Raw genomic sequence first — 12,743 nt, 5'->3', positions numbered from 1 at the left:
TGTCGGTGCCCTGGGCGGCCATTTCCTGGACCTGGTCGCCGGCCGAGTCGACGATGTAGGTATCGTTGCCGAAGCCGCCGAGCATGATGTCGTTGCCGCCGGCGCCGTCGAGCGTATCATTGCCGCCGTAGGCGCGGATGGTCTCGTCAAAGGCGGTGCCTTCCAGCGTGTCGGCCAGAGCGGTGCCGTCGATGTCGGTGGCGAAGACGCGTTGGTAGACATCGAAATCGTAATTCTTGATCGTACCCCACGTTACCACCCACCCGCCATTGGCAAGGGCCGAGACCTGCGGGTCTTGTTGCGACCCGAGAGTTTGGATCGTGACCTGCGTCTCGCCGCCGATCGCATTGCCGTCCGCGTCGTAGCGCTGTTGGAAAAGGCCCCATTCGTCCCCGTCTTGCCTCAAGGACGTCCAGATCACGACCCAGCCGCCATCGGCAAGCCCCGTCGAAACCGCGGCGCTCTGGGTCGCGGCGGTGGTGGTGTTGACGCGTCGCTCTCCGCCTTCGGCAATGCCATTCGCGCGAAAACGTTGCTGATAGACGTCGATATTCCCGTCTCCATCCGGAGAGTCCCAAGTGACGAGCCAGCCGCCGTCAGAAAGCGCCGTGACCGAGCGTAAAAACTGGTTGCCATCAACAACGGTGTTGACCTGTTGTTCCGGGCCGACGGTAGAGCCATCGGCGGCATAGCGTTGCTGAAAGACACCGAATGCGTCGCCGTCCTGGCCGTAGGATAGCCAGACCACAACCCAACCACCATCCGAGAGCGTCTCGACTTCGGCATAGGACTGATTGCTCTCCGTGTCGGTGGGGACGAGGTCGGCGTCGCCGCTGGAGGAGCCGTCGGCTGCGAACCGCTGCTGGTATACAGACGAACTTCCGTTTTCCGAGTTCCAATCGTGCCAAGTGACCACCCACCCACCATCGGCAAGCGCAGCAACCTCGGGCGAATAGAGATGCGTGCCCGATGATGCGCCGATCCTGGTTTCAGACCCCACGGGCTCCCCCTCGGCATCGAAGCGTTGCTGCAACAGGAAAATGTCGTCGCTGCCGTCCTGCAAATAAGACATCCATGTCACGACCCAGCCGCCATCCGACAGACCGGTCACCGCAGAATCCTGTGAGGCAGCGTCGATCGTGTTCACACGCGTCTGACCGCCAATTGCAGTGCCATCAGCGCCATAACGCTGCATGGAAATATCGACTTCGCTAGCGCCCTCCTTAATCTCTGTCCATGTCACCACCCAGCCACCATCAGCAAGCATGGCGATCATGCTATCGGACTGAAAGCCGTCAGTCGTGGTGTTGACGATGGTCTCGCTGCCACCGGTCGCTCTTGCCGTCATGATCCTTCCGCCTCCCGCACAGTCTTTCTGGGACAGGCGGGCGGACCGGATGGGACATTTCGGAAAGGAGCGTCCTCATACGGCCCGGATGCGGCCTGTCGTTGGCGCGGAGGCTAGCGGGACGGCAAAGCGGAGTCGCCGTCCATTTTTGATCGTGGCAGCGCCGAATTCGTCGGCCGGCGTCGGCATTGGTGGGACGCGGCACAACCTTCGGCCTCAGAGGATGAAATCGCCCTTCACGAGGTCGATGTTTGCGTCGATGCGGATGGCGAAGTCGGACGCCTTGTCGCCGTTGACGTCGGCGTAGACGTAAGTGTCGCCGCCGGAATTGACGTAGCGCAGTTCGCCCGCCTTGCCGGAATAGGCCTTCTCGCCGATGAAGGAGAAGGCCTGGTTGCCGGAAGACTTTGTCGAGGCGTCGATGGCCGAGAGGTCGATCCTGTCGCCCTGGCCGTGGCTGAAATCGTAGATCATGTCGCGGCCGGAGGAGGAGACGGTGGAGTCGGCGGTCGCGGTGAAGATGAAGCGGTCGGCGCCCGATCCACCGTAGAGCTTGTCGGCCCCTGCCCCGCCGGTGAGATAATCGTTGCCGCCCTCGCCCTTCAGCGTGTCGTTGCCGGAGAGCCCCTTCAACGTGTTGTTGCCGGCATTGCCTGTCATGGCGTTGGCGGCGGAGTTGCCGGTGCCGGCGATGTTGCCGGAGCCTGTCAGGATCAGGTTCTCGACGTTTGTGGCAAGCGTATGGGAGACGGAGGCGCGGACCGTGTCCGTGCCGGCGCTCGATCCCTCGACGACCGTGTCGCCGGAATTGTCGACGACATAGGTGTCGTTGCCGGCGCCGCCTTCCATCCGGTCGGCGCCTGCGCCGCCGTCGAGCGTGTTGTTGCCGGCATTGCCCGTCAGCGTGTTGGCAAGGCCGTTGCCGGTGCCCGACAGGCCGGACGTGCCGGCCAGGATGAGCTTTTCCACATTGTCGGCCAGCGTGTAGGAGATCGTGGCGCGGACGGTGTCGGTGCCGGCGCCCGAGCCCTCGACCACGGTGTCGCCGGCATTGTCGACATAATAGGTATCGTCGCCGGTGCCGCCATCCATCATGTCGGCGCCCGTGCCGCCGTCGATGATGTCGCTGCCGTCGGCGCCGTAGAGGTCGTCATCGCCGCCGCCGCCGGAAAGCGTGTTGTCACCCGCATTGGCGATGATGGTGTTGTCGAGATCGTTTCCGGTGCCGCTGATGTTGCCGGAGCCGGTCAGCGTCAGGTTCTCGACATTGGCCGTCAACACATAGGAGATCGCCGCGCGCACGATGTCGGTTCCGGCACCATCGTCCTCGCTCACCACGTCGCCGGCATCGTCGACATGATAGGTATCGTCGCCAGTGCCGCCTTCCATCGTGTCGGCGCCGGTGCCGCCATCGAGAGTGTCGTTGCCGGCGTCACCCTGCAGCAGATCGTCGCCCGAACCGCCGTCGAGGCTGTCATTGCCATTGCCGCCGATCAGCGTGTCGGCGCCGCCATTGCCCTCCAGCGTATCGTCGTCCTCCTCGCCATTCAGCGTCTCGTCGCCCAGGCCGCCGCGCAGGGTGTCGTTGCCGTCGCCGCCGTAGACGATGCCGTCGACGAAGCCGAGGCGGCCGTCATAGAGGTCGGCGCCGCCGCCGAGCAGAACCTGCCCCACCATCAGGCCGCTATTGGTGATCTCCGAGACAGCGCCGCCAAGCAGTCCATTGAAGGAGGACACGGCGGCCTTGATCAGACCGGTATTGGTGACGACCAGCCGCTCGGTCCCCATCTGCAGGATGCCGGCGTCGTAGGTGTCCGGGCCATGGCCGATGATCGAACCGCTGTTGACGATGGTTGAGGGGCCAAGGCCGGACGCGCTGACGCCGATGCCAAAGCCGCCGCTGATCGTGCCGGCATTGTCGATGGAAGCGCCGGAGGAGTAGACGTAGAAACCGTCGTTCTCCGAGGTCACGGCGCCGTTGCGGTGGATGCGGACGACGATATTGCCGGCCGCCGAAGGGTTTCCGCTGACGGCTATCGACTGGAAGGTGCCGAAGACGGTGCCGTAGATATCGGCTTCACTGTTGCTGAGCAGTGTAAGACCGGTGCCGATGAAGCCCGTGCCGGCGAGCAGAGCGCCGGCTGCGACTGTCACGTTATCGCCGCTGTCGATAAATGCGGCGTAGCTGTCCTCGACGGTCACTCCAGAGAAGGTCCGATCGGCCACTGTATTCGCTCCCCGTGATCAAAAATCGCTTTTGCCGGTCGCATGCGCCGGCTGTCCGAGCCTGACACAACCACAGACCCGCGATTTGCAACATGCCATGAACATGGGGGATCGCACCGGCGCGAGGGCCGGAGCGGTCCGCCTCGCTCTCTCCCATGGACGAGACCGAGGCGGATTCCGTTCGTATCAGAGGATGAAATCGCCCTTCACGAGGTCGATATTGGCATCGATCTTGATCGCGAAATCGGATTTCTTGTCGCCGTTGACGTCGCCATAGATGAAGGTGTCGCCGCCGGAATTGACGTAGCGGAGTTCGCCGGCCTTGCCGGAATAGGCCTTCTCGCCGATGAAGGAGAAGGCCTGGTTCCCGGAGCTTTTGGTGCTGGCGTCGATGGCGGAGAGATCGATCCGGTCGCCCTGGCTGTGGCTGAAATCGTAGATCATGTCGCGGCCGGAGGAGGACACCGTCGAGTCGGAGAGCGCCTTGAAGACGAAGCGGTCGGCGCCGGTGCCGCCGTAGAGCTTGTCGGCGCCCTTGCCGCCGGTCAGGATATCGTTTCCGGCCTCGCCGCGCAGCGTGTTGTTGCCGGTATTGCCGGTAATCGTGTTGGCCGAGGCGTTGCCCTTGCCACTCAGATTGCCGGAGCCGGTGAGAACCAGGGTCTCGACATTGGTCGTCAGGGTGTAGGAGATGCTCGAGCTCACCGTGTCGGTGCCGGCGCCCGAGGCCTCGACGACCACGTCGCCGGAATTGTCGACGTAATAGGTGTCATTGCCGGCGCCGCCTTCCATGCGGTCGGCGCCTGCGCCACCGTCAAGCGTGTCGTAGCCGGCATTGCCATAAAGCGTGTCGTTACCGGCACCACCGGAGAGGGCGTTGTCCCCGTCATTGCCGGTGATGACATTGGCGAGCGTATTGCCGGTGCCGGAGAGATTGCCGCTGCCGGTCAAGGTCAGGTTCTCGATATTGGCGCCAAGCGTCCAGCTGCGGCTTGCGATCACGAGATCGGTGCCCTCGCCCGCCGCTTCCGTGACGGTGTCGGCGGCATTGTCGACGTAATAGGTGTCGTCGCCGGCACCACCGGCCATGGCGTCGGCGCCCGTGCCGCCGTCAAGGCTGTCATCGCCCGCACCACCCACCAAAGTGTCCGCGCCAGCGCCGCCATCGAGCGTGTCGTTGCCATCGCCGCCGTCGAGGGTTTCGTTGCCGGTGCCACCGAGCAGCGTGTCGTTGCCGGCCTCGCCGTAGATGGCGCCGCTGATGGTGCCGAGGCGGCCATCGTAACGGTCGTCGCCGCCGCCGAACTTGACGGCACCGGCGATGCGGCCGCTGTTGGTCAGGTCGTCGACCGCCTCCTCATATTCCGATCCGATATAGGCGTAGATGCTGCCCTGGAGCACCCCGGTGTTGACGGTCGTCAGCTTCTCCTCGCCGGAATTGTAGATCGCGGCATAATAATCGTCGTTGCCGGAGGCGGCGATGATGCCGCTGTTGGTGATCGTGCCGCCATCGCCGCTTGCGGCTCCATTGTAATAGAGACCGTAGGCGCCGGCGATCTTGCCGGCATTGGTGAGCGTGGAGTTGGACGCGGAGATCGATATGCCGCCACCGGCGAGCACCGAGGCACCGGCGTAGACGTTGATCGTCTGGTTGGTCGAGGTGCCGCTCGTACCCGCCTGGATCGAATAGGTGCGCCCATACACCGTCCCGTAAACATCGATGGTCTGGTTGGATCCGGTGGACCAGACCGCCGAGTCAAACAGGCTGGTGCTGGCGAGGAAGGCATCGGCGGCAATCTCGGCGTTGTCCGTTTGGCCAAGGAAAGCGGGGAAGCCTGACTGGGCGGTGATGCCGGTAAATGTCTGGGTGGCCATGGCCAAAATCTCCTGTTGCGTTGAACGGGAGATGTCGCCAGCGGCCTTGCCGAGTCAAAAGTCAAAATTGGGCGGATCGGCCCGCAAAACGTCCAAAACTGGGCGCGTTGCGGAACTGGCGTTCAGATGACCGTCACAGGATGAAATCGCCCTTCACGAGATTGATGTCGGCGTCGAGGCGGATGGAGAAGTCGGAGACCTTGTCGCCGTTGACATCGCCATGGATGAAGGTGTCGCCGCCGGAATTGGTATAGCGCAGTTCGCCCGCCTTGCCGGTGAAGGCGGTCTTTTCGCCGATGAAGGTGAAGGCCTGGTTGCCGGAGGATTTGGTCGAGGCGTCGATAGCCGAGAGATCGATCCGGTCGCCCTGGCTGTGCGAGAAATCGAGGATCATGTCGCGGCCGGAGGAGGAGACGGTCGAGTCGGAGAGCGCGGTGAAGATGAAGCGGTCCGCGCCGATGCCGCCGGTCAGCTTGTCGGCGCCTGTGCCGCCGGTGAGGAGATCGTTGCCGGCTCCGCCATTGATCGTATCGTTGCCGGCGAGCCCCTTCAGGGCGTTGTTGCCGGTATTGCCTGTGAGCGTGTTGGCGGCGGCGTTGCCGGTGCCGGCGATGTTGCCGCTGCCGGTCAATGTCAGCTTCTCGAAATGGGTCGAAAGCGTAAAGGCGATGGAGGACTGGACCGTGTCAGTGCCGCCGTTCGCCGCCTCGACCACCACATCGCCGATAGTGTCGACGACGAAGATGTCGTTGCCGGTCCCGCCTTCCATGCGGTCGGCGCCCGTGCCGCCATCCAGCGTATCATTGCCGGATCCCCCCTTCAGCGTATCGTTGTCGGCACCCCCCGACAGGCTGTCATTGCCATCGCCGCCAACGAGCGTGTCGGCCCCTGTGCCGCCCGACAGATTGTCGTTGCCACCCCCGCCATCGAGCGTATCGTTGCCGGCACCGCCGACGAAGGTGTCGTTGTCGATCCCGCCCAGGATGCGGTCGGCGCCGTCACCGGCGTCCACATCGCCTGAGAGCCGGCCGGACCGGCCGTCATAGACGTCGTCTCCGCCGAACAGGCTGATGTCGCCGACGATGCGGCCGCTATTGGTGATCTCGTCGATGGCGACGGGGGTGACGTTGGAGGTATAGGCGAAGCTGCCGGCCTCGATCAGCCCGGTATTGGTGAGCACCACGCGCTCGGTGGAAGCGTTTAGACGGCGGATGCCGATGCCTGCGTCGGCGGTGGCGAGGATCGAGCCGCTGTTGTCGATGGTCGTGGTGGTCGTGGTGGAGACATTGGTCAGGGAGATACCGACGGTCCCGGCCTGTATCCGGCCGGCATTGTCGATCGCATTATCGAAGGAGAAGAGCGAGACGGCGGTCGTGGCCGAATAGACCATCGCTCCTTCGTAGAGGTTCACAACCTGGCCGAAATTGACCGATCCGGTACTGCCCAGAATGATGGCAGCAAACGTGAACGTAAGGTTGGCGGTCGAGACGACATTGCCGAAGACCTCCACGAGGTGGTTGTCACCGGCGCCGTCGATGGCGACGGCGGCAGTGGTTCCAAGCGTGACACCCGAAAGGACGATGATGCTGTCCGTGGTCGACAGGTTGGCTGCGATCCCGCTCGCCGGAACCGTGTCTGAGTTGATGATGCGAAACACCATTTTCTTCCCCTATTCCCTGCGTTCTGAAACGAAATCAATGCAACGCCCCATCTAAGGGCTTTCAATGCCCGCGAACGACAGATTTCCTGACATCGCGGCGACTAGTTTTGGTGGTTCCCCTGCCTGAGGTCTCGAAAGGCAACCGTCTTTTCCGGCGGGGCGACGCCAGAGGAAGACATGCGGCCCGGCGACACCTGCCGGAAAGAAACGACCTGCGCTGATGCTGTCACGATCTCGGGAGGGGACGAGTGTCGTCCGTCACAGGTCGGGCCGACCAAAAAGGGGTCGAGGTGCCGGGCCAGGGATATCCAACCACGCGGCCAACCGGGCCAGCCGTCGGCGGATGGCAAGCGGCTTCAGAGGATGAAATCGCCCTTGACGAAGTCGATGGTCTTGTCGAAGGCGATCATGAAATCGGATTTCTTGTCGCCGTTGACGTCGCCGTAGAGGAAGGTGTCGCCGTTCGAGTTGACGTAGCGCAGTTCGCCGGCCTTGCCGGAGTAGGCCTTTTCGCCGATGAAGGAGAAGGCCTGGTTGCCGGACGATTTGGTCGAGGCGTCGATAGCCGAGAGGTCGATGCGGTCGCCGTGGCTGTGGGTGAAGTCGTAGATCATGTCGCGGCCGGAAGAGGAGACGGTGCTGTCGGCGAGCGCCTTGAAGACGAAGCGATCGGCGCCCGAACTGCCGTAGAGCTTGTCCGCGCCGGTCCCGCCGTAAAGGACGTCGTTGCCCGAACCGCCCTCCAGCCGGTCATTGCCGGCGCCGCCGCTCAGCGTGTCATTGCCGGCGCTGCCCTTCAGGATGTTGGCGCCTGAATTGCCTGATAGCGTGTTGTTGCCGGTGTTGCCGGTGCCGTTGAGGTTGCCGCTGCCGAGCAGGGCCAGGTTTTCGAAATTGGCCGACAGAGTGTGGGTGAGAGTGGAGCGGACGGTATCCGTGCCGCCGTTCGCCGCCTCGACGATCACGTCGCCGGCATTGTCGATATAGTAGGTGTCGTTGCCCGAGCCGCCGGTCATGGTGTCGGCCCCTGCCCCGCCGTTGAGCACGTTGTTGCCGCTGTTCCCCGTGATCGTGTTGTCGAGCGCGTTGCCGGTGCCGTTGAGGTTGCCGCTGCCGGTCAGAACGAGGTGCTCGACATTGGCCGTCAGCGTGTAGCTGATCGAGGCATTGATGGTGTCGGTGCCTTCGCCGGTATTCTCCAAAACCCCGTCGCCTGCCGTGTCGACATAATAGATATCGTCGCCTGTGCCGCCGATCAGGATATCGGCGCCGCCGCCGCCGTTCAGGATATCGTCGCCCGCGCCGCCGTCCAGCGTCTCCGCACCCGACCCGCCCTTAAGCGTGTCGTTGCCGTCCTCGCCATAGACCGTGCCTGTCACCGTGCCGAGGCGGCCGTCATAGGTGTCGGCCAAGGCGCCGAGCCGGATCGTGCCTTCGATCGTGCCGGAATTGGTGATGATGTCGACCGCGGCCACACCGTCCGACAGGTAAGCCTTGTCCGGGCTGTAAATGCGGCCGGTATTGGTCAGTTCCACCCGCTCGATCGCGCCCGTGACCCAGAACGTGGCCGCGTTGGTGCCGCTGTAGCCACCCTCGATGACACCGCTGTTGCCGATGGTCTTCGTTCCCGTGCCCCCGATCGCCATGGCCCAGCGGGTGCCGTAGAGTTCTCCGGAATTGTCGACCGTCATAGACCCGATGGCAGTGGTGATGCCCACGGCGTTCGACGAGATAATGCCCCGGTTTGTCAAACTGACGCCCTCGCCTTCCATCATAAAGCCGTAGTTCAACGCCCTGATCACGCCGTCATTCTCGACGACGCTGTTGTCTGACCGAAGCTGGATCGCACTTCCGGCAGAGTAGAGATAGCCATGCTCTCCGATTGTCACGGTGTTGCCGGTCTGGCCCGGTTGAAATGCGATACAGACGCTGTAGGCGACAATGCTGCCGGCGACATCGATGCTGTTTCCGGAGCCGGTGACGTAGACCGCGCTCCCGCCGTCCGCCATCGCAATGCTGCCGAAGCGCGTGATGACAAGGGTGTCATCCGTCGCCAGATCGATGCCGTCGCCGTCCAGTTCCGACAGGGTTATCGTGGCCATGCAGGGGTCTCCTCGTCAAACCGTGGCGCCGCCCCGCCAGCGGCCCGCCTTCGGCGACTAGAACCATAAAAGGTCAGGTCTGACGAGAGATATTACGATGCATGCAACCTTTGGACCGGACCGGACGATCCGGTGTCGCCGGCGCGTTACAGGATGAAATCGCCCTTCACGAAATCGATGGTCTTGTCGAAGGCGATCATGAAGTCGGACTTCTTGTCGCCGTTGACGTCGCCGTAGAGGAAAGTATCGCCGTCCTTGTTGACGTAGCGCAGCTCGCCCGCCTTGCCGGAATAGGCCTTCTCGCCGATGAAAGAGAAGGCCTGGTTGCCGGAGGATTTGGTCGAGGCGTCGATGGCCGAGAGGTCTATGCGGTCGCCATGGCTCTGGGTGAAATCGTAGATCGTGTCGCGGCCGGAAGAGGAGACGGTCGAATCCGAAAGCGCCTTGAAGACGAAGCGATCGGCGCCCGAACTGCCGTAGAGCTTGTCCGCGCCGGCGCCGCCGTAAAGGACGTCGTTGCCCGAACCGCCCTCCAGCCGGTCATTGCCGGCGCCGCCGTTCAGCGTGTCGTTTCCGGCGCTGCCCTTCAGGATGTTGGCGCCGGAATTGCCTGATAGCGTGTTGTTGCCGGTATTGCCGATCCCCTCGGTATTGCCCGAACCCGTGAGCACCAGATTCTCGATATTGGCAGCAAGGCGGTGCGAAAGAGTGGTGCGCACCGTATCCGTGCCGCCGTTGGCGGCCTCGACGATCACGTCGCCGGCATTATCGATATAGTAGGTGTCGTTGCCCGAGCCGCCGGTCATGGTGTCGGCCCCTGCCCCGCCGTTCAGGACGTTGTTGCCGCTGTTTCCCGTGAGCGTGTTGTCGAGCGCGTTGCCGGTGGCGTTGATATTGCCGCTGCCGGTCAGAACGAGGTGCTCGACATTGGCGGCGAGCGTGTAGCTCACCGAGGCGTTGACGGTGTCTGTTCCGGCATCAGCATCCTCCGTCACCACGTCGCCGGCGTTGTCGACGTAATAGGTGTCGTCTCCAGTACCGCCGATCAGCGTATCCGCACCGGCCCCGCCGTCGAGGATGTCGTTGCCCGCGCCACCGTTGAAGGTCTCCGCGCCCGACCCACCCTTAAGCGTATCGTTGCCGTCCTCGCCGTAGACCGTGCCCGCCACCGTTCCGAGACGCCCGTCATAGGTGTCGTCACCGCCACCGAGCTGTATGCCGCCGGTCATGGTCCCGCTATTGGTGAGGATATCGACCACCAGGGCGCCGTTCGACCTGTAGGAGAGGCCGGAACTGGTGACGGTGCCGGTATTGGTCATTTCCACCCGCGCCGTCACCGACGAGAAGTGGTAGATGGCGGCGTTGGAGGCGGCGGTCGCCACGATGGTGCCGCTATTGGTAATCACCGACGTGCCGCCGACCCCGTTCACCAGGGAGACGGCAGCGTCCTTTCCCGTGATGTCGCCGGAATTGTCGATGGTCACGCGGCCGCCATCGTCGTTGATGCCGACACTGTTGGAGCGGATCGATCCGCCATTATTGATGACGTTGTTGTCGCCGCGCAGGGAGATGCCGAAATTCTTGCCGATCAGTTCGCCGTCATTGTCGATGAAGCCGTTGGCCGAGAACATCCGGATCGCCGAGATACGCCCGTAGACGATGCCGCTCTCGCGCACGGTGACGCCGTTGTCGGATTGACCGAACTCCGAGAAGGCGATGGCGTGGGAGCCCGAGGTGATGTTGCCGTAGACATCGACGCGATGACCGGAGCCGGAGCCGGTGACGGCATTGCCGCTCGACTGGATCACCGTGTAGTCGGTCAGCAGGAGGTCGTCGGTCGTTGACAGATCGATGCTGCCGCTGAAGGTGTTGTCTATGATCTGCACAACCATGCGCGTTCTCCCTCGTGACGCCTCGGCACCCCACCGCCATCGGGGCTCGTTCGGCGACTAGAACCATAAAAGGTCAGGTCTGACGAGGGAAAATACGATGCATGCAACCTTTGGACCGGCGCGGCTGCGGAGGACCCGGCGGGCGGCTCAGAGGATGAAATCGCCCTTTACGAGATTGATGTCGGCATCGATGCGTATCGCGAAATCGGCCTTGCGGTCGCCGTCGACGTCACCGTAGACGAAGGTATCGCCGCCGGAATTCACATAGCGGAGCTCGCCGGCGGTGCCGGTGAAGGCCGATTTTTCGCCGATGAAGGAGAAGGCCTGGTTGCCGGAGGACCTGGTCGAGGCGTCGATGGCCGAAAGGTCGATCTTGTCGCCCTGGCTGCGCGAAAAATCGTGGATCATGTCGCGGCCGGCGGAGGCCACCGTGCTGTCGGACAGCGCCTTGAAGACGAACCGATCGGCGCCGGAGCCGCCGTAGAGCCGGTCGGCACCGGCGCCGCCGACCAGCGTATCGTTGCCGCCCTGCCCTTTCAGCAGGTTGTCTCCGGCATTGCCTGATAGCGTGTTGGAGAGCGAATTGCCGGTGGCGGAAAGCGGCTTCGATCCTGTCAGCACGAGGTGTTCGACATTGGCGGGAAGCGTCAGCGATATCGACGACCGTATCGTGTCGGTGCCTGCGCCGGAGGCCTCGATGACCACGTCGCCGATGTGGTTGACATAATAGGTGTCGTTGCCGGTGCCGCCTTCCATGCGGTCGGCGCCGGAGCCGCCGTTCATCAGGTCGTTTCCGGTGCCGCCGTAGAGCCGGTCATGGCCGGAACCGCCCTTCAGCGTGTCGTTGCCGCCATAGCCGTAGAGCGTGTCGTCACCGCCGCCGGCATCGAAGAGATCGACGCCCTTGCCGCCGGTCAGCGTCGCGGCCTTGTCATGATCGTAGGAAAACGGCGTGGCGTAACCGGCGAAGAGCTTGACGTAGTTCAGGACGGAGACGCCGTTGCCGTCATAGCTGGCGCTGTCGCCGCCGGATTTCAGATATTTGGCGACCGAGCCGGCGCCGACCAGATGGGCACCGGCCAGCATGCCCGACAGCGTGATCTTCGTGCCGTTGACCGTCTGGCCCTCGTATTGCTGGACGGAGGCCATGTAGCGCCATTGCAGCACCATGTAGGCCTTCACCGCCTTTTCCTGCACGGCGGGGCTCGCCAGGAAATCGGCCTTGGAGAGGATGCCGTCCTTGCCGGTGAAGTAGGACGATTTCCAGTCGTTGGTCGACGTTCCGTCGCGGCGATAATAGCCGAGATCGATCATCGCCAGCTCGCCCATCTGGTATTTGCCGAGATAGCCGTAGCGGTTGACGGCGCTGTAATTGCCGCCGGATTCGCGATCGCCGAGCGCCTTCAGGAAATCGCTGTAGTTCTTCGCCATACGCGGGACCCGATGTCGTGTTCGACGTCATCATGCAGGAAAAATGTAAAGATTTGGGGATCGCCGCGCGGCGAGGCTTGCCGGGCGAGTTCGAGCCCTGCCCTGTCCGCCCGGATTTTTCCGATCTTTTTTCGAAACAATGGCGCGCCTGCTCTGTTCGGTTCTCGAGTGCTCTTTACCGAGGCTCGTTCACCCAGAAGGAGAAACAG

At 63.2% G+C, this 12,743-nt stretch carries 6 protein-coding genes and 1 pseudogene; all 7 read right to left on the bottom strand.

Annotated features, from left to right (window positions below; genetic code table 11):
- Nucleotides 1–1,348, bottom strand: a pseudogene (locus tag J5J09_RS06775) (hypothetical protein); the annotation flags it as partial.
- Between the two features lie 216 nt (nucleotides 1,349–1,564).
- Nucleotides 1,565–3,574, bottom strand: coding sequence for a calcium-binding protein (locus J5J09_RS06770; protein ID WP_208548913.1), 2,010 nt, complete (start codon nucleotides 3,572–3,574; stop codon nucleotides 1,565–1,567).
- A gap of 186 nt (nucleotides 3,575–3,760) precedes the next feature.
- A complete protein-coding gene (locus J5J09_RS06765) occupies nucleotides 3,761–5,449 on the bottom strand; it encodes a calcium-binding protein (RefSeq protein WP_208548912.1) in 1,689 nt (562 codons plus the stop codon).
- Between the two features lie 133 nt (nucleotides 5,450–5,582).
- Nucleotides 5,583–7,109 (bottom strand): calcium-binding protein, encoded by a 1,527-nt coding sequence (locus tag J5J09_RS06760; protein WP_208548911.1) that lies wholly within the window; start codon nucleotides 7,107–7,109, stop codon nucleotides 5,583–5,585.
- 356 nt (nucleotides 7,110–7,465) lie between these two features.
- Nucleotides 7,466–9,211 carry a calcium-binding protein gene (locus J5J09_RS06755; RefSeq protein ID WP_246745795.1) on the bottom strand — a complete coding sequence of 582 codons (1,746 nt, stop codon included), beginning with the start codon at nucleotides 9,209–9,211 and terminating at the stop codon, nucleotides 7,466–7,468.
- A 146-nt stretch (nucleotides 9,212–9,357) separates the two neighbouring features.
- Nucleotides 9,358–11,103, bottom strand: coding sequence for a calcium-binding protein (locus J5J09_RS06750; protein WP_208548910.1), 1,746 nt, complete (start codon nucleotides 11,101–11,103; stop codon nucleotides 9,358–9,360).
- A gap of 147 nt (nucleotides 11,104–11,250) precedes the next feature.
- Nucleotides 11,251–12,534 (bottom strand): calcium-binding protein, encoded by a 1,284-nt coding sequence (locus J5J09_RS06745; protein WP_208548909.1) that lies wholly within the window; start codon nucleotides 12,532–12,534, stop codon nucleotides 11,251–11,253.
- Nucleotides 12,535–12,743 lie beyond the last annotated feature (209 nt).

It is taken from the genome of Ciceribacter sp. L1K22, from assembly GCF_017599385.1.
Classification (GTDB): Bacteria; Pseudomonadota; Alphaproteobacteria; order Rhizobiales; family Rhizobiaceae; genus Allorhizobium.
This window is presented reverse-complemented; position numbering and strand designations above follow the sequence as displayed.

What these genes read in the sequence shown, in the direction of transcription:
- J5J09_RS06765 (WP_208548912.1), bottom strand. Translation starts at nt 5,449, where the DNA reads ATGGCCACCCAGACATTTACCGGCATCACCGCCCAGTCAGGCTTCCCC.
- J5J09_RS06760 (WP_208548911.1), bottom strand. Translation starts at nt 7,109, where the DNA reads ATGGTGTTTCGCATCATCAACTCAGACACGGTTCCGGCGAGCGGGATC.
- J5J09_RS06755 (WP_246745795.1), bottom strand. Translation starts at nt 9,211, where the DNA reads ATGGCCACGATAACCCTGTCGGAACTGGACGGCGACGGCATCGATCTG.
- J5J09_RS06750 (WP_208548910.1), bottom strand. Translation starts at nt 11,103, where the DNA reads ATGGTTGTGCAGATCATAGACAACACCTTCAGCGGCAGCATCGATCTG.
- J5J09_RS06745 (WP_208548909.1), bottom strand. Translation starts at nt 12,534, where the DNA reads ATGGCGAAGAACTACAGCGATTTCCTGAAGGCGCTCGGCGATCGCGAA.